Origin of the sequence: Hydrogenophaga sp. 2FB (genome assembly GCF_005503365.1) — a bacterium.
Lineage (GTDB): Bacteria > Pseudomonadota > Gammaproteobacteria > Burkholderiales > Burkholderiaceae_C > Hydrogenophaga.
Window position 1 is genome coordinate 22,653 of record NZ_SCML01000009.1, and the last position, 24,697, is coordinate 47,349.

Genomic DNA, 24,697 nt, shown 5'->3' on the forward strand with positions numbered 1-24,697 from the left:
AGAGATGCCCGATTCTTCAAAGCCGACCCCACAAGGGTCGGCTTTTTTTTGCCCAGGATCGGCCGGCGACAATCTCGCCCATGGAATTGCTGCTCGTCTCGCTCGCCTCCCTGTGTGCCGGTTTTGTGGATTCGATCGTCGGTGGCGGCGGTCTCATCATGGTGCCGGCGCTGTTCGCGATGTTTCCCACCACCCACCCGGCCACGCTGTTCGGCGTGAACAAGGGCGCCTCGGTCTGGGGCACGGCGGCCGCCACGCTGCAGTACGCACGGCGCGTGCAGATGCCCTGGCATGCGCTGTTGCCCGCCGCGGCGGTGGGCTTTGTGGGCTCCATGGCCGGCGCGTGGACGGTGACCATCATCTCGCCCGACTTTCTGCGGCGTGCCTTGCCGGTGATTCTGCTGCTGGTGCTGGCGTACACCCTGGCGCGCAAGGAACTGGGGCAGCACCATGCGCCGCGCTTCAGCGGCCGCCGCGAAACGCTGGCCGCGGCGGTGCTGGGCGGCACCATCGGCTTCTACGATGGCTTCTTCGGCCCCGGTACCGGCAGCTTTTTCGTCTTTCTGTTCGTGCGCTGGCTGGGCTACGACTTCCTGCACGCCAGCGCCAGCGCCAAACTGATCAACACCGCGACGAACCTGGCCGCGCTGATGCTGTTCGCCTGGAAGGGCCATGTGTGGTGGCACTTCGTGCTGGCGATGGCGGTCGCCAACGTGGTCGGCAGCCTGCTGGGCACGCGGCTGGCGCTCAAGCACGGCAGCGGGTTTGTGCGCATCGCCTTCATCGTCGTGGTCAGCGCGCTGATCCTGAAAACCACGTACGACGCGTGGCTGCGAACCTGAGGCGTCGCCTTACTGCGCCGCCGCTGCCGCGGTGGCCGGGGCGAGCGGAGGCCAAGGCATCTCGCTGGCCTTGAGCGGCGTGCCGATGGGCGCACCCGCCTGGCCCAGGCGCACCGCGGCCAGGTCTTGCGGGTTGGGGTACTGGTCCATCAGCAGGTAGTCGAACACGCGGCGCGCGATCGGGGCTGCGTGCGCCGCGCCGAAGCCGGCGTTCTCCACGATCACCGCCAGCGCCACGCGCGGCGCGTCGACCGGCGCGAAGGCGAGGTACAGCGAATGGTCGCGCTGGTGTTCCTCCAGCCGGCGCGCGTCGTAGCGGTCCTTCTGGCCAATGGTCACCGCCTGCGCGGTGCCGGTCTTGCCGCCGCTCTGGTAGCCCGCGCCCGCGAACACGCGGGTGGAGGTGCCTTCGGTGGTCACGGCCTGCATGGCGTTGAGCACGAAGCGCACGTTCTCGGGGTTGTAGCCCAGGTTTTCCGGGGGCGGGCCAGGCAACGGCACGCGTTCGCGCGTGACCACGTTCTCGGTCGCCATCGTGAGGTGCGGCTTGTACTTGATGCCGCCATTGGCCACCGTGGCCATGGCGTGTGCCACCTGCAGCATGGTGAAGTTGTTGTAGCCCTGGCCGATGCCGAGCGAGATCGTTTCGCCCGCGTACCAGCGCTGCTGCTCGGGTCGCTTGTAGGTGTTGCGCTTCCAGGCCTGACTGGGCAGCACGCCGCGCACCTCGCCCCGCAGGTCGATGCCGGTGATCTGCCCGAAGCCCAGCGGCTTCATGAAGTCGTGCATCGTGTCCACGCCCATGTCGTTGGCCAGCGAGAAGAAATAGGTGTTGCTGGACTTGACGATGGCGCGGCGCATGTCGACCGCGCCCAGCCCGTCGCCATGGCTGCGGAAGCGGTGGCCGCCGAACATCCAGAAGCCCGGGTCGTTCATCACCATGCTGGCGCTGCGCGAGCCGGTTTCGAGCGCGGCCAGCGCCATGAAGGGCTTGTAGGTGGAACCCGGTGGGTAGGTACCGCGCAAGGCCCGGTTCAGCAGCGGCTTGTCCATCGACTCGTTGAGCGCGCGCCAGTTGTCCACGTCGATGCCGTCGACGAACAGGTTCGGGTCGAAGGTGGGTTTGCTCACGAAGGCCAGCACCTCGCCCGAGCGCGGGTCGATCGCCACCAGCGCGCCGCGCCGCTCGCCGAACATGTCTTCCACCAGCTTCTGCAGCTGGATGTCGATCGACAGCACCACCGCGTTGCCCGGCGTGGCCGGCGTGTTGGCCAACTGGCGGACCGCGCGGCCACCGGCCGAGGTTTCCACGCGCTGAAAACCGGTGGTGCCGTGCAACTCGCGCTCGTAACTCTGCTCCGCGCCGAGCTTGCCGATGTATTCGGTGCCGCGGTAGTTGGCCTGGTCTTCTTCCGGCCAATCGGCAATCGCTTCGGTTTCGCGCTGGTTGATGCGCCCGATGTAACCGACCACGTGGCTGGCGATCTCGCCATTGGGGTATTGGCGCAGCAGGCGCGCGCGCACGTCCACGCCGGGGAAGCGGTAGCGCTGCGCGGTGAAGCGCGCGACTTCTTCGTCCGTCAGGCGGGTGCGCAGCGGTAGCGAGTCGAAGCGGTGCGATTCTTCGAGCAGCTTGCGAAAGCGCCGCTGGTCGCGGGGCGTGACCTCCACCAACTCGCCCAGGCCGGCGATGGTGGCGTCCATGTCCTCCACGCGCGAAGGCGTGATCTCCAGCGTGTAGGCCGAGTAGTTGGTGGCCAGCACGCGGCCCTTGCGGTCCAGGATCTGCCCGCGGTTGGGCACCACCGGCAGCACCGCGGTGCGGTTGCTCTCGGCCTGCGCGAGCAAGTCGTCATGGCGCACCACCTGCAGGTACACCATGCGCGCGGCGATCAACCCGAACCCGAACACCACCGCCAGGCCGATCAGCAGCACCCGGGTGCGGAACTGCGCCAGGTCGGCTTCGACGTTGCGGATTTCGGTCATGACTACAGGGGTCTGTTGTCGTCGGGGTTCGGCGCGCAGCGTTGCGGCACCAGCAGCAGCACGCTCACCACGGGCCACAACGCGGCCTCGATCAGCGGCGCCAACAGGTACGTTATACCCGGGAAGCTGCCGCCACCCACCATGCGAACGAGCAACTCGAGCACGTGCGCGGCCACGAACAGCGGCAGCACCTGCACCGCCTGGTTGGGCACGCCGAACCACAGCAGGCGGCGGTGCATGGAGATGGCGAGAAAGCCCAGCACGGTGTAGGCCAGCGCGTGCTGGCCGAGCAGCGCGCCCTGGTGCACGTCCATGGCCAGGCCGAAGGCGAAGGCCACGCCCACGCCGATGCGCAGCGGCTGGTGCACGCTCCAGAACACCAGCACCACGGCCAGCATGTCGGGCACCCAGGCGGCGCGGCCGAACAGGCCCATGTTCATCACCATGTTGAACACCAGCGCGACGAACAGGCTGAACCAGATGAAGACGGGGTTGGCGGGCAGCAGCAGTTGCTGGCCAGGACGCATGATCATGGCGTGGTGCTCCTCACACCCGGGCGGTTGCCGCGCGGCGTCGGGCGCGGCGCGTCGGCGGGCGTGGCCAGCGGCGAAGGCGGCAGCACGGCGGCGGTGGAGGCCAGCACCAGCACATGCAGCGTGCCTTGCACGCGCGCCAGCGGCACGCACTGGATGCGCGCAAACGACGAGTCCGCCTGGCGCTCGACCGAGGTGACGCGCGCCACCGGCAGGCCAGCCGGGTACACGCCGTCCACGCCGCTGGTGGACAGCAGGTCGCCCTCGGCGATGTCGGCGCTGGCCAGGGTGTAGCGCAGCTCCATGCCATCGCCATTGTTCGAGGGCTGGCCATACGCCACGCTGCGCACGCCGGTGCGCGTGTTGAGCACGGGAATGGCCTGGTCGCGGTCGATCAGCAGCGTCACTTCGGACATCAGCGGGTAGACCCGCGTCACCTGGCCCAGCACGCCGCTTTCATCCACCACCGGCGAGCCGGCTTCGATACCGTGCGTCTGGCCCCGGTCGATCACGATCTTGCGCGAATACGGGTCGGCCGCGTCGTACAGCACCTGCGCGCCCACCGCTTGCGTGCCGATGCGCTCGCGCATCGCGAGCAGCTCGCGCAGGCGCTGGTTTTCCAGGGTGATCTGTTCGAGCTGCAGGCTGCGCTCGGCCTGCGCCGCGAGGCGCTGCAAGGCCTCGCCCTCGCTCTTTTGCGCCGCGTGCAGCGAGGTGAAATACCCCCCGGCCATGGAGGCGAACTCCACCGGCTTCAACACCGTCCACTGCACCGGGTAGAGCACCATCGCCACCGCGGTGCGGATCGGGTCGGTGAGCTTGAAGCGCAGGTCGGCCACCATGAGAAACAGCGCCACGGCGCTGAACACCACCAGTTTGGACAGTGCCGACGGCCCCTGTTTGAAAAAGGGCGGCGGGGTGCGGTCCAGGGTGCCCAGTGGCATGGGGCTCGGGGTGCTGTTCGGAAGTGGTGGAGGAAGAGGGCCGTCGCGCCGAGGAGGAACGACGGCGGGCGCTTATTCGCTGGTGAAGATGGTGCCCAGGCGTTCCATGCGCTCCAGCGCCATGCCGCAACCGCGCACCACGCAGGTCAGCGGCTCTTCGGCCACCAGCACCGGCAGGCCGGTTTCTTCGGCCAGCAGGCGGTCCAGGTCGCGCAGCAGCGCGCCGCCGCCGGTGAGCATCATGCCGCGCTCGGCGATGTCGGCGCCCAGTTCGGGCGGCGTGTGCTCGAGCGCCGCCTTCACGGCGGTCACGATGTTGTTCAGCGGATCGGTCAGCGCTTCCAGGATTTCGTTGCTGGAGATGGTGAAGCTGCGCGGCACGCCTTCGGAGAGGTTGCGGCCCTTGACTTCCATTTCCTTGACTTCGCTGCCCGGGAAGGCCGAGCCGATCTGTTTCTTGATCGCTTCGGCGGTGGGTTCGCCGATCAGCATGCCGTAGTTGCGGCGGATGTAGGCAATGATGGCGTCGTCGAAACGGTCACCGCCCACGCGCACGCTGCCTTTGTAGACCATGCCGCCCAGGCTGATCACGCCCACTTCGGTGGTGCCGCCGCCGATGTCGACCACCATGGAGCCCGAAGCGTCCGACACCGGCAGGCCGGCACCGATGGCCGCGGCCATCGGCTCTTCGATCAGGTACACCTCGGAAGCGCCCGCGCCCAGGGCCGACTCGCGGATGGCGCGGCGCTCGACCTGGGTGGAGCCGCAAGGCACGCAGATGATGATGCGCGGGCTCGGCTTGAACATCGAGCGCGGGTGCACCATCTTGATGAACTGCTTGAGCATCTGCTCGGTCACGGTGAAGTCGGCGATCACGCCGTCCTTCATGGGACGGATGGCTTCGATGTTGCCCGGTACCTTGCCCAGCATGGCCTTGGCTTCGTGGCCGACCGCCTGGATGGTTTTCTTGCCCTGGGGGCCGCCTTCGTGGCGGATCGACACCACCGAAGGCTCGTCGAGCACGATGCCCTTGTTGCGAACGTAAATGAGGGTGTTGGCGGTGCCGAGGTCGATGGCCAGGTCGGTCGAAAATTGCCGACGAAAAGCTTCAAACATGGTGCATGGATCCTGTGGGGCACGGGCGCGGCTGCGCGCGCTCGTCGCCGTGAATGGGGCCGGTTGGATGGCCGGGCATTGGTTCTAAGTGATTGATTCCAGGGCGAAAATCGCAACGGCGCACAGGGCGCGCCGCTAAACCTTGGATAATAACGTATCCCCTGTGTACAACTGCACGCAAAAAGGGGGCAATTGGGCTGTTTACAAGCCGTTTCAGGCGCAATCGCGAGCCTGTCCGGCATCCCCTCTTTCCACCCGGAACCGTTTCTGTCATGTCCCTGACCCTGTCCGACATCGGGCGCATCGCCAACCTGGCGCGCCTGGAGCTTTCACCGGCGCACAGCGAAACCATGCTGGCCCAGCTCAATGGCTTCTTCGACATCGTCGAGCAGATGAACGCGGTGGACACCACCGGCGTGGAGCCGCTGGCCCACCCCACCGCCGTGATCGACCACGTTTCGCTGCGCCTGCGCCCGGACGTGGCGAGCGAGCCGAACAACCGCGAAGCCAACCAGAAAAGCGCGCCCGCCGTCGAACGCGGCCTGTTCCTCGTGCCCAAGGTGATCGAATGAACGAGTTGCACACCCTGGGCGTGGCCGAACTCGCGGCCGCCATCGCCGACAAGAAAACCAGCAGCCTTGAAACCGCGCAGCACCTGCTGGCGCGCGCGAAGCAGCACGCCGCGCTCGGCGCCTACCTGTCCTTCAACGAAGACACCACCCTGGCGCAGGCCCGCGCGGCGGATGCGCGCGTTGCCGCCGGCGAGCGCAGCCCGCTCCTGGGCGTGCCGCTGGCCCACAAGGACATCTTTGTCACCAAGGACTTTCCCACCACCGCTGGCTCGAAAATGATCGAGGGCTACCAGAGCCCGTTCGACGCGACCGTGGTGCAGCGCCTGGCCGCGCAGGGCGCGGTCACGCTGGGCAAGCTCAACTGCGACGAGTTCGCCATGGGCGGCAGCAACGAGAACTCCGCCTATGGCGCGGCGCACAACCCCTGGGACACCAGCCGCGTGCCGGGCGGTTCGTCGGGTGGTTCCGCCGTGGCCGTGGCAGCGCGCCTGGCGCCCGCCGTCACCGGCACCGACACCGGTGGTTCGATCCGCCAGCCCGCCAGCTTCTGCGGCATCACCGGCATCAAGCCCACCTACGGTCGCTGCTCGCGCTACGGCATGGTGGCGTTTGCGTCGAGCCTGGACCAGGCGGGCCCGATGGCGCGCAGCGCCACCGATTGCGCCGTGCTCCTGAGCGCCATGGCCGGACCCGACATCGACCGCGATTCCACCAGCCTGGACCACCCGGCCGAGGACTACACCACGCTGCTGGGCAAACCCCGCGAAGGCGCCACCGCAGCGCAACCACTCAAGGGCCTGCGCATCGGCTTGCCGAAAGAGTTCTTTGGCGAAGGCTGCGCGCCCGACGTGGTGGCCACCGTGCGCGCCGCGCTGGCCGAATATGAAAAGCTGGGTGCCACGCTGGTCGACGTGTCGCTGCCGCGCACCGAGCTGTCCATCCCGGTCTACTACATCATCGCGCCCGCCGAAGCCAGCTCCAACCTCAGCCGTTTCGACGGCGTGAAGTTCGGCCACCGCGCCGCGAAGTACGACGACCTGATCGACATGTACAAGAAGTCGCGCAGCGAAGGCTTCGGCCCCGAGGTGCAGCGCCGCATCATGATCGGCACCTACGTGCTGAGCCACGGTTACTACGACGCCTATTACCTGCAAGCGCAAAAGATCCGCCGCCTGATCGCGCAGGACTTCCAGGCCGCGTTCGCGCAGTGCGACCTGATCGCTGGCCCCGTCGCGCCCACCGTGGCGTGGAAGATCGGCGAGAAGAGCAACGACCCGGTGGCCAACTACCTGGCCGACATCTACACCCTCTCCACCAGCCTCGCCGGCCTGCCCGGCATGAGCGTGCCGGCCGGCTTCGGCGCGGGCGGCATGCCCGTGGGCCTGCAGCTCGTGGGCAACTATTTCCAGGAAGGTCCGCTGCTGCAGGCCGCGCACGCTTTCCAGCAAGCGACCGACTGGCACACGCGTGCACCGCAAGGCTATTGACATGAGCTCCAGCAAATCCCTTCTGGTGGGCGGCTACGAAGTCGTCATCGGCTTCGAAACCCATACCCAGCTCGCCACACAATCGAAGATCTTCAGCCGCGCGCCCACCGCGTTCGGTGCCGAGCCCAACACGCAGGCCAGCGCGGTCGACCTGGCCTTGCCCGGCACGCTGCCCGTGATGAACAAGGCGGCGGTCGAACTCGCCATCCGCCTGGGCCTGGCGCTCGGTTCGCACATCGCCGAGCAAAGCGTGTTCGCGCGCAAGAACTATTTTTACCCCGACCTGCCCAAGGGCTACCAGATCAGCCAGTTCGAGATCCCGGTGGTGCAGGGCGGCGAGGTGTCGTTCTTCCTCGGTGACGAAAAGAAGACCGTGCGCCTCGTGCGCGCGCACCTCGAGGAAGACGCGGGCAAATCGCTGCACGAAGACTCAGCACTCGGAGGTGGGGGCCAGAGCGGCATCGACCTCAACCGCGCCGGCACGCCGCTGCTGGAGATCGTGACCGAGCCCGACATGCGCTCCAGCGCCGAGGCCGTGGCCTACGCGAAAGAGCTGCACAAGATCGTGACCTGGATCGGCATCTGCGACGGCAACATGCAGGAAGGCTCGTTCCGCTGCGACGCCAACGTGTCGGTGCGCAAACCCGGCGCGCCGCTGGGCACGCGCCGCGAGATCAAGAACCTGAACAGCTTCAAGTTCATGCAGCAGGCCATCGACTACGAGGTGCGCTGGCAGATCGAGCAGATCGAAGACGGCCACGCGATCCAGCAGGCCACCGTGCTGTTCGATCCCGACACCGGCGAGACGCGCGCGATGCGGACCAAGGAAGATGCGGCCGACTACCGCTACTTTCCCGATCCCGATCTGCCGCCGCTCGTGATCGGGCGCGACTGGGTTGAACAGGTGAAGGCGGGCATGCCCGAGTTGCCGCGCGCCATGGCCGATCGGCTTGTGGCGGACTACGGCCTGCCCGAGTACGACGCGACCACGCTCACGCAGAGCCCCGCGATGGCGGCTTACTTCGAAACCGCGGCCAAGGCCAGCGGACAAGCCAAACTGATCAGCAACTGGATCATGGGCGAGGTCTCGCGCCGGCTCAACGCCGACGAAGGCGATATCGCCAGCGCGCCGGTGAACGCCGCGCAGCTGGCCGCGCTGATCGGGCGCATCGCCGACGGCACGGTGTCGAACAACGCGGCCAAGCAGGTCTTCGACGCGCTGTGGACCGGCGAAGGCAGCGACGTCGACGCCATCATCGAAGCCAAAGGCCTCAAGCAGATGAACGACAGCGGCGCGCTGGAAAAAATCATCGACGAGGTGATGGCCGCCAACGCCGACAACGTGGCCCAGTTCCGCGCCGGCAAAGAGAAGGCGTTCAACGCGCTGGTCGGTCAGGTCATGAAGGCGAGCAAGGGCAAGGCCAACCCGCAGCAGGTGAACGACCTGTTGCGCCAGAAACTGGGTTGATCAAGCGGACGTGGGGCCCGAGCGATCGGCCCCACACAGGCTCAACGCGGTGGGGCGGTGTTGCTGCCCGCGCGAGGGCCACCCGCAGCGACCCACAGCTGCTTGAGCTTGACCAGTTCTTCGTCGAAACGCGCGTTGACGCGCTGCTTCTCCTGGGCCTGCTCTTCCAGGAAGCGTTTCTGCACCAGCATCTGCTTCTCGTTGTCTTCCACCTTGCGCTTGAGCCAGTTGGGCGCCTTCGACACGTCGCCTTTGTAGAACTCCATTTCGGTGCTGATGTCCTTGCGCTGCGCGACCAGCGCGAGTTCGCGCTTGTTCACCGCGCCGATCACCTCGTCGATCTGCGCTATGGCGTCCGCCCGTTCCTTGTCGTGCACACCCTGGTTGGGGTAGCGGATCAGCAGGGCGCGATCGCGCCGCTTTTCTTCCTGAATGCGGGCCTGCTGCTCGGCTTCCAGTTTGCGCTGGGCATCAAGCCGCGCGCGCTCGTCGGCGGTGTAGCTCGGTGGAATGGTCTTGACGACGGTGCCGCTCTTGCCGAGCTGGTTTTGTTCCCGGTCCAGGCACTCGACGATGGGACGGTCCGACGTGAGGCGACGGCCCTTGGCGTCCACGCAGCTGTAGATCTGCGCCTGCGCCGCCGTGCTCCACAGGCCGGCGCCCAGCAGCAGTGCACAACAACGTGCCATGCCCGGACGCTGGCGCTGAAAGGAGAGCGGATGCGGGTGGTTGGGCATGGGTGGGGCGGTTCAGGCGACGCCGTAGCGTTGACGGTAGGCCAGAACGCGTTCGCGGTGTGCGTCGTGCTCGCCTCCCGTTTGTCGGGACAGATACTGCAGCAAATCGGCGAGCCTCGCAATCGTGCAAACCTGCATACCCAGCTCGCGCTGAACGTACTGCACGGCGCTGTGGTCCACGTCCTGCACGCGCCCGTCGGGCCCGACCTCGGTGGCCTTTTCCTGGCGGTCCAGCGCGATCGCGATCGCGTGCGGCACGGCACCGGCGGCGCGGATCAGCGCGATCGACTCGCGTGCCGCGGTGCCGGCGGACATCACGTCGTCGACGATCAGCACACGGCCTTTGAGCGGCGCGCCCACCAGCGTGCCGCCCTCGCCGTGGTCCTTGGCCTCCTTGCGGTTGTACGCAAACGGCACATTGCGGCCCAGCCGCGCGAGTTCGATCGATACGGCCGCGCCCAGCGGAATGCCCTTGTAGGCCGGACCGAAGATCATGTCGAACTCAATGCCGCTGGCCACCAGGGCGTTTGCATAGAATTGCGCGAGCCGACCCAGCTTGGCGCCGTCGTCGAACAAGCCCGCGTTGAAGAAATACGGGCTCATGCGCCCGGCTTTGGTCTTGAATTCGCCAAAGCGCAGCACGCCGGCTTCGACGCAAAACCGCACGAACTCCTGCGCCAGCGCAGCAGAAGCATCCTCATCTGGCGCGCCCGCTTGCGCCGCGCTTGTACCCAACACCATGGAGAAGTCCTTGTTCAAATTGACCAGCCTCAACCTCAATGGCATTCGCTCCGCCACCACGAAAGGGTTGGAGAAGTGGCTGTCCACACACGCGCCCGATTGTATTTGTGTGCAGGAAGTGAAATGCCAGGCCAGCGATGTGACGGGCCGCTTCGAGGAAATGGCGGGGCTCAAAGGCCATTTCCATTTCGCACAGAAGAAGGGCTACTCGGGCACCGGGGTGTACACGCGCCACGAACCGAGCGACGTGCTGATCGGCTTCGGCTCCACCGAGTTCGATGCCGAGGGCCGCTTCACCGAACTGCGCTTCGACACGCCCCAGCGCAAGCTCTCCATTCTCAGCGTCTACTTCCCCAGCGGCTCGTCCGGCCCGGAGCGGCAGGAAGCCAAGTACCGTTTTCTGGCCGACTTCTACCCGCACCTGCAGGGGCTCAAGAACGGGCGCGAGTTCATCCTGTGCGGTGACGTGAACATCGCCCACCAGGAAAAGGACCTGAAGAACTGGCGCAGCAACCAGAAGAACAGCGGTTTCCTGCCCGACGAGCGCGCCTGGATGACCAAGCTGCTGGACGCGGGCGGCATGGTCGATGTGTACCGCCACCTGCAACCCGACACCACCGACGCCTGCTACACGTGGTGGAGCAACCGCGGCCAGGCCTACGCGAACAACGTGGGGTGGCGGCTGGACTACCACCTGGCCACACCGGCGCTGGCGGCACTGGCGCGCAGCGAGTCGATCTACAAGACCGAGAAGTTCTCCGACCACGCGCCGATCACGATCGGCTACGACTTCACGTTGTGACGGCGGGACGCGCCGCGGACGGCGGCGCTACCAGCGCAGCAAGCGAGGCCCTACCAAGGCGCCGGCCACCACCGGCAGCAGCATGCCCAGCACGTACCAGATGGCGATGAAGGGCGCGGCGAGTTCGGGGCAATGGATGGCATAAACCGCCGCGCCACACGCACCGCCCAGCGCCCCCGCGCCAGCGCCAGCCAGTGCGGGACGTACCGGGGCCATGGACCGCAGCACCCAGATCGCCGCGAGGAACACCGGTAGCGACAACACCGCGATGTTTTCCGCGCACACCCGCCAGGTTCGGCTCAGCACCAGGGTGGGCATGTCGCTGGTCGGGGCCTGCAGGAGCACCACCAGCCCGAGCGCCCAGAGAAAGGCGATGGGCACGACCCAGGCGGCCCACGCCACGCGCGTGTCGGCGCCGGGTCGACCCAACCGGGCGACCAAGGGCAAGGCCACCAGCGCCATCAGCAATGGCGTGCCGAACTTCACCCAGAACATGGGCTGGGCAAGGTACGCCTTGAGCGCCGGGTTGACGCCCAGCACGGTGCCCATGAGGAGCACCGAGATCGGCACGGCGACCAGCAGGCCCAGTGCCAGCCGCCGCGCGGCGACGTGGCGCTGCACCGGCACGGTATCGCTCGCCAACAGGTCGATGAGGTCGTCGGTCTTCATGGGGATACCTTTGCGCCGGGCTTCGGCAGGGCGGCGATGCGGACTGCCAAGGCCTTCAGCCCGCGGTGGATGCCGATCTTCACGGCCGATTCGGACATGCCCGTCTCGCGCGCCACGTCGGCCACCGAGCGCCCTTCCAGCTTGACCTGTTCGATGGGCAGGCGCTGGCGCTCGGGCAGGGTGGCGAGCAACTGGTCCAGGTCGCGCCGCGCTTCGGCGGCTTCGCTGTTCGAGGTGTCGAACAAGGCGTTCTCGCCGTCGTCCAACGGGTCGTGCAGTGCCTCGCGCACCTGGCGCGCGCGCAGCAGATCGATGGTCTTGTAGCGCGCGATGGCGTGCACCCAGGCGGTCACCGGCTGGTCGGATTGGTAGGTGTGGCGCTGGTTGTGAATCGCCAGCAGGGTGTCTTGCACGAGGTCCTCCACGTCATCAGGCCAACCGGACAGGCGCCGGCGGTAGAACGACCGCAAGCGGGTGCCCAACAACTGAAGGAAACGGCGGTACGACGCCGCGTCGCCGTCCAGGCCGGCGAGCATCAGGCTGCGCAGCGTCTGTTCGGTGTGGGCGTGCGCCGCATCGTTGCTGGACGAAAGTCGTTCCATGGGAGCCGCAGCTTACACGGGGCCCTTGAACCCCGTGAAGGGGCTTGCAGTTGGCCGGCGTGACCGGCCTTGGCGCAAGCGGCTGACCGCTTTACTTCTTCATCTCGTCCTTTTTCATCATGTCGTCTTTCTTCATGGCGTCCTTTTTCATCGCATCGCCCTTGGCCATGCTGTCCTTGGACATGGGGTCCTTCTTCATGGCGTCCTTGGACATCGAGTCCTTGGCCATGCCGTCCTTCTTCATCATGTCGTCGGCCGCGAAGGCCGAGACGGAGGCGGCGGCCAGGCAGGCGGCGAGCAGGGCGGTGTTGAGCTTGTTCATGGTGAGCGTCCTAGTAAGGTCAAAAAATGCGCCGTGGTCCGGAATGGGCACGGTCGCGCCGTCTGCGGCGATGAGCACAACCTGCTCAACTCCCGCCGAACCAGTTGTAGCCCTGGTCTTCCCAGTAGCCACCCGGATAGGTGTTGGTGACGAACATCGCCATGATGTTTTTCGGGTTCTTGTAGCCCAGCTTGGTGGGCATGCGCAGCTTCATCGGGAAGCCGTACTTCGGCGGCAGGGGCGCGCCGTCGCAGGTGAGCGCGAGCAGGGTTTGCGGGTGCAGGGCGGTCGCCATGTCGATGCTGGTGAAGTAGTCGTCGGCGCACTTGAAGCCGACGTATTTCGCGCTCAGGTCCGCGCCGATGCGGCGCAGGAAATGGGCGAACGGCACGCCGCCCCAGCGGCCGATCGCGCTCCAACCCTCCACGCAGATGTGCCGCGTGATCTGCTCCTGTTGCGGCATCGCGCGCAACGCGTCCAGTGTCCAGCGCTGCTTGTCGGCCACCAGCCCCGTGACCTCCAGGCGGTAGCCGTCTTCCTTCACCACCCGCACCTCGTCTTCGCCGTAGTAGGCGTTGAAAGGAAAGGGCCGCGTGATCTCGGCTTCACCGTAGGTGGGCGCCAGCCGGTTCGGATCGAACAACCAGCCCTGGGCGTGGTCGTTGAAGCGCGAGATGTGGCCCAGCACGGCCTCGACGTCTTCGTGGTCGCTGATGCTGCAACCGGTCAGCAGCGACAGGCCACCCAGCGTCAGGGAGGTGCGCAAAAAGTCGCGACGGGCCGCCGGGGCCATGCGTTTTTCGAGCAGCTTGCGTGCGTCGAGCAAGACCGCATCGGCGTCGATGTGGGGCAACACGCGGCGTTTGAACAGGTTCATGCGGTAGTCTCCTTGCCGCGGGCGCTCAGCATCGTCAGAAGCGTGCGTGGCACCAGGGCGACCATCACCAGATGCACGGCGATGAACCCGACCAGGAGCGCCATGCCCACGAAGTGGATGCGCCGCGAAAATTCATAGCCGCCGAGCAACTCGCGCAGCACAGGAAACTGCACCGACTTCCACAGCACCAGCCCCGACAGCACGATCACCAGGATGTCGATCATCACGAACAGGTAGGCCAGGCGTTGCACGCTGTTGTAGTGGCGTGGATCGGCGTGCGAGAGCTTGCCTCGCAGGGCGGCCCACGCATCCTGGAGGATGGCGCGCGGCGACAGGGGAAAGAACTTGCGCAGCAGCCTGCCGGTGAGCACGTTCATGAGCAGGTAGAACACACCGTTGGCCACCAGCAGCCACATCGCGGCGAAATGCCATTGCAACGCGCCCGCGAGCCAGCCGCCCAGGGTGATGTCGTTGGGGATGGTGAAGCCGAAGAACGGCGCCGCGTTGTAGATGCGCCATCCGCTGGCGATCAGGATCAGCACGGCGAAGGCATTGAGCCAATGGCTGATGCGCATCCACAAGGGATGGATGGGTCGGGGTTTTGCCGTACCAATCATGTGAACTCCTGATCTGACGGCCCGGACATCCCGGGTCGCGATGGAAGTTCGGTGCGGCGGTGCGGCTGGTTACAGCGGGACCACTTTTATTTTGGACCAGGGGTTCGGCCTGGGCGCCTCAGCGGTATTGCGCCGCCGAGATGAATTCGCGAAAGGTTTCGCACCACACCACGACCGTGTTGTAGTCGGCCGGGTTGGCGCCGGGTGGCAGCGCGACGATGAAGTTGTCGAAGGTTTTCACATCGCCCACGCGCAGCGAAGCGGCCTTGATGCGGTGGAACTCCGCTTCGTCCTGCACGAAGCTGGGCGCGAGGTAGAGCTTGTAGTCGGGCCCCGGCGCGAGCCGTCCCATCAGGGCCACCGCCGAGGGCCCCACCGACACCGTGCCCTCGCCCCAGTGCAGCGCATCGCTGCCCTTGAGGTCGCGGCGGAACTGGCCGCTGAACGGCGCCTTCGCGGCCAGGGCGCCGACCTCGGTGGCGTCGGGCGCGGTGGGCGCGATGAGGATGGGCAGCAGGTAGATGCCCGCGGCGAAGCCGGCCAGCGCCACCAGGGCGTGTGAAACGAAAAGGATCAGCGCTTTCTTCATGGCGGTCTGCGAACGATCGGCGGCCAGCGTCGGTGCTGCCACCTTAGTGAGGTGGGGTCGCGTGGTCAAGCTGCAGGGCGCGTCGGCAGTGCCGCGTCCAGCGCCGCGTGCGCTCGGAATTTACGCACAAGTTATGCCGCGCCTTGGGGTTCTGGCGAACACTTTCCGCATGGCTATTTCGCCATTCGTTCGCACAAAAACCCATGGTCGAGTCTCTTCTTCTCCTCGTGCTGCTCGTGGCCGTCGGCTGGCCCTTCGGGCGCTACCTGGCTGCCGTCATGCGCGGCGACCCGATGCGCAGCGATGTGCTGTTCGGCTGGATCGAGCGGCCTATCTACGCCGTGCTGGGCACACGCCCCGGCGTCGGCATGAGCTGGCGCGGCTATGCCGGCGGCTTCCTGCTCTCCAACCTGTTGCTGGCCACTGTGGTCTGGGTGATCTTCATGACCCAGGCCTGGTTGCCGCTCAACCCGGATGGCATTCCCAACATGGGCTGGGACCTGGCGCTGCACACCATGGTCTCGTTCCTGACCAACACCAACCAGCAGCACTACGCGGGTCAGGCGCAGCTGTCCTACCTGTCGCAGATGACGGGGATCGTCGGTCTTCAGGTGGTCACGCCGGTGATGGGCCTGGCCATGGTCGCCGCCACCTTGCGGGGCCTGTTCGGCGGCCGCCAGGCCATGGCCCAAGGCCCGGATGGCGCTGCGTCGGACACCCGAGTCACGGTCGACGTCGGCAACTATTGGGTCGACGTGACCCGCGCCACACTGCGCTTCGTGCTGCCGCTGTGCCTTGTGTTCTCGGCGCTGCTGACCTGGCAGGGCGTGCCCGCGACGCTGCAGGCCGGCCCGGTGGCCACGCCGATCGACGCGACGGCCGAGTTCAAGGAACAGAAGATTCCCGTTGGCCCGGTGGCGCCCATGGTGGCCATCAAGCAGCTGGGCAGCAACGGCGGTGGCTGGTACGGCCCCAACAGCACCGTGCCGCTGGAGAACCCGACGCCGCTGGCCAACTTCCTGGAGGTGTTCGCCATCGCCATCATCCCGGTGGCCATCGTCTTCATGGTCGCGCCGTTCACCGGTCGCCGCAAGTTCGGCACCCTGGTGTTCGGCACCATGCTGGTCATGTCGGTGATCTCCGCCGGCATCGGCCTGTGGTCGGAGAGCCATTCCGCCACCGCCATGGACATCGCGCTGATGGAGGGCAAGGAGATGCGGCTGGGCGTTGAAGCCTCGGCGCTGTGGGCATCCGCCACGACCCAGGTCAACAACGGTTCGGTCAACCTGATGCTGGACTCTTCCGCACCCCTCACCGGCATGGTGTCGATGGTCAACATGCTGATCAACGCCATCTGGGGCGGGGTGGGCTGCGGGTTGATGCAGTTCATCGTCTACCTGATGCTGGCGGTGTTCCTGGCCGGCCTGATGACGGGCCGCACGCCGGAACTGTTCGGCCGCAAGATCGAAGGGCCCGAAGTCAAACTGCTCGCCGTGCTGGTGCTGCTGCAACCGCTCGTCATCCTGGGCTTCACGGCCGTCACGCTGGCCGTGCCCGGCCTGAGCGGCCACTCCAACCCGGGCTTCCACGCCATCAGCCAGGTGTTCTACGAGTACGTCTCGGCCTTTGCCAACAACGGCTCGGGCTTCGAGGGCCTGGGCGACAACACGACGTGGTGGAACGTGAGCTGCGCGATCGTGCTCGCGCTGGGTCGCTTCCCCGCCCTCGTGATCCCGCTGGCCATCGCCGCGATGCTCGCCGCCAAGCGCCGCGCGCCCGAAGGCGCCGGCACGCTGCACGTTGAAACGCCGACCTTCGCCCTGACGCTGATCGGCATCGTCGTCATCCTCACGCTGTTGCAGTTCATGCCGGTGCTGGTGCTGGGCCCCGTGGCCGACCACCTGCTGCTGACCGATCTGCTGGCCCGTTGAAGGGAGTCCCCCATAAATACCACGCATACCCATCCGTCGTCGGGTGCGGGCCACAGCCTGAAGCCCGCGCTCATCGATTCGTTCAAGAAACTCGCTCCGCAGCACGCCATTCAGAACCCGGTGATGGCTGTCGTGTGGCTGGGCACTGTCGTCACGGCCGTGGCGACGATCGCGGGCTGGACCAGCGCCGGCTTCGGCTGGGCGGTCACGTTCATCCTGTTCGTCACGGTGCTGTTCGCCAACTTCGCCGAAGCGGTGGCCGAGGCGCGCGGCCGCGGCCAGGCCGCCTCGCTGCGCCGCGCGCGCAAGGACCTTGTCGCCCGCCGCCTGAGCCCGTCGGGACAAGAGCACGCCGTGCCCGCGGCGGAACTCAGGCCCGGCGATCTCGTGGTGGTGGAAGAGGGGCAGTTGATCCCCGCCGATGGCGAGATCGTCGAGGGCCTGGCCACCATCAACGAGTCGGCGGTCACGGGCGAATCCGCCCCCGTGCTGCGCGAGGCCGGCACCGACCGATCGGGCGTGATCGGCGGCACCAAGGTGCTGTCCGACCGCATCGTCGTGCGCGTCACGGCCGAGCCGGGCCACAGCTTCCTGGACCGCATGATCGCGCTGGTCGAAGGCTCGAACCGGCAGAAAACGCCCAACGAGATCGCGCTGGGCATCGTGCTGGCGGTCATGACGCTGACCTTCCTGATCGTGGTCGTCACGCTGCCCTTCATCGGCGGCTTCGTGGGTGTCGAGATCAACGTCGTCCTGCTGGTGGCCTTGCTGGTCTGCCTGATCCCGACCACCATCGGCGGCCTGTTGCCGGCCATCGGCATTGCCGGCATGAACCGCGCGCTCAAGGCCAACGTGCTGGCCAAGTCCGGCAAGGCCGTGGAGGTGGCGGGTGATGTGGACGTGCTGCTGCTGGACAAGACCGGCACCATCACCCACGGCGACCGCCAGGCCACCGCCTTTCACGCGATGGCGGGCGTCGACGCCACGCTGCTGCGCCAGGCCGCGATGCTGGCCTCGCTGGCCGATCCCACGCCGGAAGGGAAGTCCATCGTCAAGCTCGCGCGCGAGAAGGGCGAGGCGCTCGTCGATCCGGAGCAGGCGCACTTCGTGCCCTTCACCGCGCAGACGCGCATGTCGGGCGTGGACCTGCCCGATGACCGCGTGATCCGCAAAGGTGCGTTCGATGCCATCGCGGCGCACGTCAAGTCCCTGGACGGCCGCGTGCCGGCCGAGCTGGAGGCGCGTGTCTCGGACGTGGCGCGCAAGGGCGCGACGCCGCTCGTGGTCAGCGATGGCCGCCATGTGCTGGGGGTCATCGAGCTGTCGGACGTGATCAAGCACGGCATCAAGGAGCGCTTCGCGCGCTTGCGAGAGATGGGCGTGAAGACCGTCATGATCACCGGCGACAACAAGCTGACGGCCGCCACCATCGCCGCCGACGCGGGTGTGGACGACTACATCGCCGAGGCCCGACCCGAAGACAAGCTCGCGCGCATCCGCGCCGAGCAGGCCGGCGGCCGGATGGTCGCCATGGTGGGCGACGGCACGAACGACGCGCCCGCCTTGGCGCAGGCCGACGTGGGCCTGGCGATGAACTCCGGCACGCAAGCGGCCAAGGAGGCGGGCAACATGGTCGACCTGGACTCCGACCCGGCCAAGCTGCTCGCGGTGGTCGAGATCGGCAAGCAGCAATTGATCACGCGCGGCGCGCTCACGACCTTCTCGCTGGCCAACGACGTGTCCAAGTACTTCGCCATCCTGCCGGCGCTCTTTGCGGCAGCGATTCCGTCGATGGCCGTGCTCAACGTGATGAACCTGTCGAGCCCGAGCAGCGCGGTGCTGTCGGCGCTGATCTTCAACGCCCTCGTGATCCCGGCGCTGATTCCGCTGGCGCTGCGGGGCGTGCGTTTCAAGCCGGCCAGCGCCACCCACCTGCTGCGCAACAACATGCTGGTCTACGGCGTGGGTGGCGTGCTGTTGCCATTCGTGGCGATCAAGCTGATCGACCTCGTGCTGTCGGCCCTGTTCAACCTCTGAGGCATTTCCATGACCATGACATCCACCCTCACCGCCACCCCGCGCAAGGCCGACGTGGAGAGCACCCCGGTGGTCGACCGCGGCCTCTGGCGCGGCGCGATCGTGCTGACGGTTCTCTCGCTGGCCGGCTTCGGCTTTCTCTATTCGCTCGCTGGCGTCGGCGTGGGGCAGGCGCTGTTTCCCAAAACCGCCAATGGCAGCGTGATCGAGCGCGATGGCAAGGTGATTGGCTCCGAACTGGTCGCACAGCCCTTCGTCAGCGACACCTATTTCCAGTCGCGCCCTTCGGCGGCTGGCTACAACACCATGTCCCTGGCCGGCAGCAACCAGGCGCGCACCAACCCCGACATGCGCCAGCGGCTGGAGGAGGCACGCGCCGCTGTGGCACAACGGGAAGGCGTGGAGCCCTCGGCGGTACCGGGCGACTTGTATACCCAGTCCGGCAGCGGCATCGACCCGCACATCAGCCCGGCCGGCGCGGCGATCCAGGTCGATCGGGTGGCGCGCGCGCGCAGCCTCGAACGCAGCGCCGTCGAACGGCTGGTGGCGCAGCACACCGACGGCAAGCAGCTGGGCGTGCTGGGGCAGCCGCGCGTGCACGTGCTGAACCTCAATCTGGCACTGGACGCGCTGAAGGCGCCCGCCAGGCCGTAAGGACGCGAACCCCATGCGCGTGCCGAGCACCCACCGGCGACGCGGCGCCGGCCACCACAATACGGTTCGTTTCCACCAGAAAGACCGATGACATGGGTTCTGACAACACGGAACAGGCCGACGCCCTGATCGGTGAGTTGCGGCGGCAGGCCGCGGGCAGGCTCACCGTCTTTCTGGGCGCCGCCCCTGGCGTGGGCAAGACCTACGCCATGCTGGCGCGCGCGCGCGAGCTGCACCGCCAAGGGGTTGACGTGGTGATCGGCATCATCGAGACGCATGGCCGCAGCGAAACCCAGGCGCTGGTGGAGGGCCTGCCGCAGCTGCCGCGGCGCAAGATCGACTACCAGGGGCGCACGCTGGACGAGATGGACCTGGACGGCCTGTTGGCCCGCAAGCCCGCCATTGCCCTGGTGGACGAGCTGGCGCACCGCAACGTGCCCGCCAGCCGGCACGAGCGGCGCTGGCAGGATGTCGAGGAACTGCTCGACGCCGGCATCGACGTCTACACCACCGTCAACATCCAGCATCTGGAGAGCCTCAACGACGTGGTGCACCAGATCACGGGCATTCGCGTCAGCGAGACCGTGCCCGACGCGGTGTTCGAACGGCTGCGGGACATCCGCCTGGTCGACCTGCCCGCGCGCGAGCTGATCGAGCGCCTCAACCAGGGCAAGGTGTACCTGCCCGAGCAGGCGGCGCAAGCGCTGCAGGCCTTCTTCTCCCCCTCCAACCTCACGGCGTTGCGCGAGCTGGCGATGCAGACCGTGGCGCAACACGTCGACGCCGACCTGCGCGAGAAACGCACGGCGCGGGGGCTGGGGGACATTGCGATCCAGCGCCACGTGCTCATCGCCATCGACGGCAAGGGCCAGTCGGAATACCTGGTGCGGGCGGGTGCGCGCATCGCCGAGCGCCGGGGGGCGCCCTGGTCCGTGGTGGCCGTGGACACGGGCCATTCCGCCGACGCCGCGCTGCATGCGGAGGACCTGGAGCGCGCCGCCGCCCAGCGGCACTCCCTGGCGCACACCGAGCAGCAGCGGCAGATGGAGCTGGACAAGGCTTTTGCGCTCGCGCGCAACCTGGGCGGGGACACCGAGATCCTCTACAACACGGACATCCCGCAAGCCCTGCTGGACGCGGCAGCCGCGCGCGGCGCGCGTTCGATCGTGATCGGCCGCACGCGCGAGCGACCCATCGCGCGCATGTTCAACCGCACGCTGACCCAGCAACTTCTGCTCCGCGGCGCGCGCTACGAACTGACCATTGTCAGCACGCCGCAGGCGCGGCAACGCGCCCGCCGCTTCCAGGACCTGGCGGGCGAGCGGCTGGCCAAGGGCGAACCCGTCCTGATCGCGCTGGCCACGGTCGGGGCCATTGCCGCCGCGGCCGTCGCCGAGCGCTTCCTGGGGCTGGAAGACCTCTCCACGGTGTTCCTGGTCGCCGTGCTGCTGGTGGCCTCGCGCACGCGCATGGCGGCCGCGGTCATCACCGCGGTGCTGTGTTTCCTGGCCTACAACTTCTTTTTCATCGATCCGAGGCTCACCTTCCTCATCGGCGCGCCACGGGGTGTTGCCACCGTCATGCTGTTCATGGCCGCTGCCCTGATCGCCGGCCGCCTGGCCTCGCGCCTGCGCATGCAGGTCATCTCGCTGCGCACCGCGAACACGCACACGACTGCCATGCAGCACCTGGCGCGTCAGCTGTCCAAGGCGGCCGATCTCGGCCAGGTGATCGGCGCCAGTGCCGCCGTCCTGCAATCGAGCCTGAACGCCCAGGCCTGGGTGCGCATCAACGGCGAGTCCGGCCCGTCGGCGGTGGCGGGCGAGCTTACCGAGAAGGACCTGGTCGCGGCCGACTGGACGCAGCGGCACGGACAGCCCAGCGGCCGGTACACCGACACGCTCGGCCATTCCACGTGGTGGTTTCTGCCCATCCTGTCCGAGCAGGACACGCTCGGCGTGGTGGGCTTGCGCTTTCCGTCGGCCATGGGGCGGCTGTCGTTCGAGCAGCGGCGCCTGGCCGAAAGCATGACGGACGACATCGGCCAGGCGGCGCTGCGCGCGCGGCTCGTGTCGGAACTGGAAGTGGCCAAGGTGGCGGGCGAGACGGAGCGCCTTCGTTCGGCCTTGCTCTCCTCGGTCTCGCACGACCTGCGTTCGCCTTTGTCCTCCATGATCGGCGCGGCCGACAGCCTGGCGCGTTACGGCAAGGACATGGGCGCCGACGACCGCAGCGATCTGCTGCAAACCATCCGCGTCGAAGGCGAGCGACTGGACCGGTACATCCAGAACCTGCTGGACATGACGCGGCTGGGCCAGCAGGGCCTGACCTTGACGCGCGACTGGATTGGCGTGGACGAGCTGGTGGGCTCCGCCGCGCGGCGTCTGCAGCGCTACGAGCCGACGGTGAAGGTGGAAACCGACATCGACCGCGCGATCGGTCCGATCCACGTCCACCCCGCGCTGATCGAGCAGGCCCTTTTCAACGTCATGGAGAATGCCGCCAAGTTCTCGCCACCGGACGAGCCCATCCGGGTGCAGGCCAGGCCCGCTGGCGGCCACACCGTCCAGATCGACATCTCGGACCTGGGGCCGGGCATTCCGGAGGAGGAACGGCGCAGGATCTTCGACATGTTCTACAGCGTGGAGCGCGGTGACCGCGGCCGGCACGGCACCGGACTCGGTCTGACGATCGTGCAAGGCATCGTGGGTGCCCACATGGGCAAGGTCGAGGCCCTGCCGGGGCCGCAAGGACGCGGCACCGCCATCCGGCTGACCTTGCCGCATGGCGAGCAGTCCAACGAAGGGGTATGACAACGTGAGTTCATCCGCCGAATCGGCGCCGCCCGCGCGGGTCCTGATCATCGACGACGAACCCCAGATCCGCAAGCTGATCGACATCAGCCTGCGGTCGCAGGGCTACCTCACCTTGCTGGCGAAAACCGGCCAGGAGGGCTTGAGCATGCTGGCGGGAAAGGGCGCGGACATCGTGGTCCTTGATTTGGGACTTCCCGACCGCGATGGCCAGGACGTTCTGCGGGAACTGCGGCAGTGGTCGCGCGTGCCCGTCATCGTGCTCACCGTGCGCTCGGGTGAAGACCAGAAGGTCGCGTTGCTCGACGCGGGCGCCAACGACTATGTGACCAAGCCGTTCGGCATCGAGGAACTCATGGCGCGCATACGCGCCTTCCTGCGCGTGGCGGGCCTGCGCAGCGGGTCCGGGCCGGTTTACGACGATGGCCACCTGCACGTCGATCTCGCGCAGCGCGAGGTGCGGGTTCAGGGCGCGGTGGTCACGCTGACGCGCAAGGAATTTGCATTGCTGGCGTTCCTGATCGAGCAACCCGGCCGGCTGGTCACGCAGCCGCAGCTTCTGCGCGAGATGTGGGGGCCCAGCCACGAAGAGGACGCGCACTACCTGCGCATCCTGGTCGGCAAGCTGCGGCACAAGATCGGCGACGATGCTTCGGCACCGCGCTACATCGCGACGGAGCCGGGGGTGGGCCTGCGATTCGTCGGCAAGGAACCGCTGGCGGGATGATGGCCATGGGCCTGTCTGGCCGCCGGGTTTCTTCTTTGTTGTCAAATTCGACTCTTTGCCGACCACCAATATCCCCACCCATGCTGCGCTACCACACCGTCCCCGTCACCGCCTTTGCCCAGAACTGCTCATTGGTCTGGTGCGACGAGACCCTGGATGCCACCGTGATCGATCCCGGCGGCGATCTGCCGTTGCTGCTGTCGGAAGTGCAGCGCCTGGGCATCCACCTCAAAGCCATCTGGCAGACCCACGCGCACATCGACCATGCGGGCGGCACGGCCGAACTCGCGCGCCAGCTGGACCTGCCCATCATCGGCCCGCACCCGGGTGACCAGTTCTGGATCAGCGGTTTGCCGCAGCAGGGCGCAATGTTCGGTTTTCCACCGGCCGAGGTCTTCACGCCCACGCGCTGGCTGGCCGATGGCGACACGGTGCAGATTGGGCGCTGCACGCTCAACGTGCGGCACTGCCCGGGCCACACGCCGGGGCACGTGGTGTTTCACTCGCCCGAGGCACAACGCGCGTTCGTGGGCGACGTGCTCTTCGCCGGCAGCATCGGGCGCACCGACTTTCCGCAAGGCAACCACCAGCAACTGCTCGACAGCATCCGCGAGCGCCTCTGGCCCATGGGTGACGGCACGGTGTTCATTCCCGGTCACGGACCGGAGAGCAGCTTCGGGGAAGAGCGGCGCAGCAATCCGTACGTGCGCGAGCGGGTTTAACTTCTGCGCGCCTGCTCGTACAGGCCCTGCACCTTCGGCACGTTCGCTTCCAGCTCACGGATGCGGTTCGGGCCGCTGGGGTGGGTGGAGAGAAAACCGACACCCTGACCGCCGCCGTTGGCGGTCATCTTCTGCCACAGGCTCACGGCAGCGCGTGGCTGAAAGGCGGAGCGGGCCGCGAGTTCCAGGCCCACAAGGTCGGCCTCGGTCTCGTCTTCGCGGCTGAACTTGAGCGTGAGCAACTGCGTGCCCAGGTTGGCCGCTACATCACCCAACTGTCCGAGGCCGAGCAGTTGCGCCACGACGGACAGGCCGATGCCGGTGGCGTTGCTCTTGGCCACGCGCGAGCGCGCGTGTTCGCGCAAGGCATGGGCCATTTCGTGGCCCATGATCATCGCCGTCTCGTCGTCGGTCAGGCTGAGCTTCTCAAGAATGCCGGTGTAGAAGGCGATCTTGCCGCCGGGCATGCAGAAGGCGTTGATCTGGTCGCTCTGGATCAGGTTGACTTCCCACTTCCAGTCCTTGGCGCGGGCGTTCCACTGCGTCGAGTGGGGGATGATGCGTTTCGCGATGGCGTGCAGCCGTTGCACTTGCGGATGGCTGGTCGGCATGAGAGCCTTCTTGGCCTGGGCCTCGGCCATCATTTCCCCGTACTGCTTGCCCGCCGCATTCTCGAGTTCCTCGGCGGGCACCAGGTTGCGCAAGGTGGAACCTTCGCCCACGTTCACCTGGGCCACAGCCGGCAACGCGGCGCTGGCCGCCGCGGCGGTGCCCGCAAGCAGGAAGCCGCGCCGCGCCGACCACACGTGTTCAGGCTGGGTGGTGGGGAGAGGGGAGGAAGAAGACTTCAGGTCGCAGAGGAAGCACATGCGTGAATAATAGACAAAGCCGGGTGTTTGTGCCTACCCG

24 protein-coding genes are annotated in these 24,697 nt (G+C 67.1%); 11 read left to right on the forward strand and 13 right to left on the reverse strand.

Annotated elements, in window-relative coordinates:
- The first annotated feature begins 80 nt into the window (after positions 1–80).
- Positions 81–842, forward strand: coding sequence for a sulfite exporter TauE/SafE family protein (locus FFS09_RS07420; protein ID WP_137918236.1), 762 nt, complete (start codon positions 81–83; stop codon positions 840–842).
- 9 nt (positions 843–851) lie between these two features.
- On the opposite strand, the gene mrdA is transcribed toward FFS09_RS07420, so the two are convergent.
- The 4 genes from mrdA to FFS09_RS07440 all read right to left on the reverse strand — a co-directional run bounded on the left by mrdA (position 852) and on the right by FFS09_RS07440 (position 5,421).
- On the reverse strand, positions 852–2,828 hold the full coding sequence (gene mrdA, locus FFS09_RS07425) for a penicillin-binding protein 2 (RefSeq protein ID WP_137918237.1): 1,977 nt from the start codon (positions 2,826–2,828) through the stop codon (positions 852–854).
- Between the two features lie 2 nt (positions 2,829–2,830).
- A complete protein-coding gene (gene mreD, locus FFS09_RS07430) occupies positions 2,831–3,361 on the reverse strand; it encodes a rod shape-determining protein MreD (protein WP_137918238.1) in 531 nt (176 codons plus the stop codon).
- Entirely contained in the window at positions 3,358–4,305 is a 948-nt protein-coding gene (mreC, locus tag FFS09_RS07435; protein WP_137918239.1) for a rod shape-determining protein MreC, read from the reverse strand. The genes mreD and mreC overlap by 4 nt, the downstream gene beginning before the upstream one ends.
- A gap of 72 nt (positions 4,306–4,377) precedes the next feature.
- A complete protein-coding gene (locus FFS09_RS07440; protein ID WP_137918240.1) occupies positions 4,378–5,421 on the reverse strand; it encodes a rod shape-determining protein in 1,044 nt (347 codons plus the stop codon).
- Between the two features lie 272 nt (positions 5,422–5,693).
- Here FFS09_RS07440 and gatC point away from each other — a divergent pair, with 272 nt between their 5' ends.
- From gatC to gatB, 3 genes are read left to right on the forward strand one after another with little or no spacing between them, the layout of a single operon-like run.
- The gene (gene gatC / locus FFS09_RS07445) at positions 5,694–5,993 is read left to right on the forward strand and encodes an Asp-tRNA(Asn)/Glu-tRNA(Gln) amidotransferase subunit GatC (RefSeq protein WP_137918241.1); all 300 of its coding nucleotides are present in this window, start codon (positions 5,694–5,696) and stop codon (positions 5,991–5,993) included.
- Positions 5,990–7,480 carry an Asp-tRNA(Asn)/Glu-tRNA(Gln) amidotransferase subunit GatA gene (gene gatA, locus FFS09_RS07450; protein ID WP_137918242.1) on the forward strand — a complete coding sequence of 497 codons (1,491 nt, stop codon included), beginning with the start codon at positions 5,990–5,992 and terminating at the stop codon, positions 7,478–7,480. Before gatC ends, gatA begins: the two co-directional genes overlap by 4 nt.
- A gap of 1 nt (position 7,481) precedes the next feature.
- Positions 7,482–8,948 (forward strand): Asp-tRNA(Asn)/Glu-tRNA(Gln) amidotransferase subunit GatB, encoded by a 1,467-nt coding sequence (gatB, locus tag FFS09_RS07455; RefSeq protein WP_137918243.1) that lies wholly within the window; start codon positions 7,482–7,484, stop codon positions 8,946–8,948.
- A 41-nt stretch (positions 8,949–8,989) separates the two neighbouring features.
- Here the strand turns inward: gatB and FFS09_RS07460 are convergent, their stop codons facing one another.
- Complete coding sequence (locus FFS09_RS07460) at positions 8,990–9,685, reverse strand: DUF4124 domain-containing protein (protein WP_171019907.1); 696 nt, start codon at positions 9,683–9,685, stop codon at positions 8,990–8,992.
- A gap of 12 nt (positions 9,686–9,697) precedes the next feature.
- Complete coding sequence (gene pyrE / locus FFS09_RS07465; protein WP_137918244.1) at positions 9,698–10,426, reverse strand: orotate phosphoribosyltransferase; 729 nt, start codon at positions 10,424–10,426, stop codon at positions 9,698–9,700.
- A gap of 10 nt (positions 10,427–10,436) precedes the next feature.
- Here pyrE and FFS09_RS07470 point away from each other — a divergent pair, with 10 nt between their 5' ends.
- The gene (locus FFS09_RS07470) at positions 10,437–11,228 is read left to right on the forward strand and encodes an exodeoxyribonuclease III (protein WP_137918245.1); all 792 of its coding nucleotides are present in this window, start codon (positions 10,437–10,439) and stop codon (positions 11,226–11,228) included.
- A gap of 27 nt (positions 11,229–11,255) precedes the next feature.
- Here FFS09_RS07470 and FFS09_RS07475 read toward each other — a convergent pair whose 3' ends face one another.
- From FFS09_RS07475 to FFS09_RS07500, 6 genes are all read right to left on the reverse strand, one after another.
- A complete protein-coding gene (locus FFS09_RS07475; RefSeq protein WP_137918246.1) occupies positions 11,256–11,897 on the reverse strand; it encodes an NrsF family protein in 642 nt (213 codons plus the stop codon).
- Positions 11,894–12,499, reverse strand: a complete 606-nt coding sequence (locus FFS09_RS07480) for a sigma-70 family RNA polymerase sigma factor (RefSeq protein WP_137918247.1) — start codon at positions 12,497–12,499, stop codon at positions 11,894–11,896. The genes FFS09_RS07475 and FFS09_RS07480 overlap by 4 nt, the downstream gene beginning before the upstream one ends.
- 91 nt (positions 12,500–12,590) lie before the next feature.
- Positions 12,591–12,821 (reverse strand): pentapeptide MXKDX repeat protein, encoded by a 231-nt coding sequence (locus FFS09_RS07485; protein ID WP_137918248.1) that lies wholly within the window; start codon positions 12,819–12,821, stop codon positions 12,591–12,593.
- A gap of 85 nt (positions 12,822–12,906) precedes the next feature.
- Entirely contained in the window at positions 12,907–13,698 is a 792-nt protein-coding gene (locus tag FFS09_RS07490; RefSeq protein ID WP_137918249.1) for a molybdopterin-dependent oxidoreductase, read from the reverse strand.
- Entirely contained in the window at positions 13,695–14,315 is a 621-nt protein-coding gene (locus FFS09_RS07495) for a cytochrome b/b6 domain-containing protein (protein ID WP_137918250.1), read from the reverse strand. The genes FFS09_RS07490 and FFS09_RS07495 overlap by 4 nt, the downstream gene beginning before the upstream one ends.
- Positions 14,316–14,433: 118 nt before the next feature.
- The gene (locus FFS09_RS07500; protein ID WP_354595871.1) at positions 14,434–14,973 is read right to left on the reverse strand and encodes a DM13 domain-containing protein; all 540 of its coding nucleotides are present in this window, start codon (positions 14,971–14,973) and stop codon (positions 14,434–14,436) included.
- Positions 14,974–15,107: 134 nt separating this feature from the next.
- On the opposite strand from FFS09_RS07500, the gene kdpA reads away from it, so the two are divergent.
- The 6 genes from kdpA to FFS09_RS07530 all read left to right on the forward strand — a co-directional run bounded on the left by kdpA (position 15,108) and on the right by FFS09_RS07530 (position 23,788).
- Entirely contained in the window at positions 15,108–16,835 is a 1,728-nt protein-coding gene (gene kdpA, locus FFS09_RS07505) for a potassium-transporting ATPase subunit KdpA (RefSeq protein ID WP_137918251.1), read from the forward strand.
- A 12-nt stretch (positions 16,836–16,847) separates the two neighbouring features.
- The gene (gene kdpB, locus FFS09_RS07510; protein ID WP_137918252.1) at positions 16,848–18,872 is read left to right on the forward strand and encodes a potassium-transporting ATPase subunit KdpB; all 2,025 of its coding nucleotides are present in this window, start codon (positions 16,848–16,850) and stop codon (positions 18,870–18,872) included.
- A gap of 9 nt (positions 18,873–18,881) precedes the next feature.
- Positions 18,882–19,526, forward strand: a complete 645-nt coding sequence (gene kdpC, locus FFS09_RS07515; RefSeq protein WP_171019908.1) for a potassium-transporting ATPase subunit KdpC — start codon at positions 18,882–18,884, stop codon at positions 19,524–19,526.
- Between the two features lie 92 nt (positions 19,527–19,618).
- Complete coding sequence (locus FFS09_RS07520; protein WP_137918253.1) at positions 19,619–22,339, forward strand: ATP-binding protein; 2,721 nt, start codon at positions 19,619–19,621, stop codon at positions 22,337–22,339.
- A gap of 4 nt (positions 22,340–22,343) precedes the next feature.
- Positions 22,344–23,066, forward strand: coding sequence for a response regulator (locus FFS09_RS07525; protein ID WP_252374276.1), 723 nt, complete (start codon positions 22,344–22,346; stop codon positions 23,064–23,066).
- An 80-nt stretch (positions 23,067–23,146) separates the two neighbouring features.
- Entirely contained in the window at positions 23,147–23,788 is a 642-nt protein-coding gene (locus FFS09_RS07530; RefSeq protein WP_137918255.1) for an MBL fold metallo-hydrolase, read from the forward strand.
- On the opposite strand, the gene FFS09_RS07535 is transcribed toward FFS09_RS07530, so the two are convergent.
- Positions 23,785–24,657, reverse strand: coding sequence for a M48 family metallopeptidase (locus FFS09_RS07535; RefSeq protein ID WP_137918256.1), 873 nt, complete (start codon positions 24,655–24,657; stop codon positions 23,785–23,787). The two genes, FFS09_RS07530 and FFS09_RS07535, sit on opposite strands and share 4 nt — an antisense overlap.
- Positions 24,658–24,697: the final 40 nt, after the last annotated feature.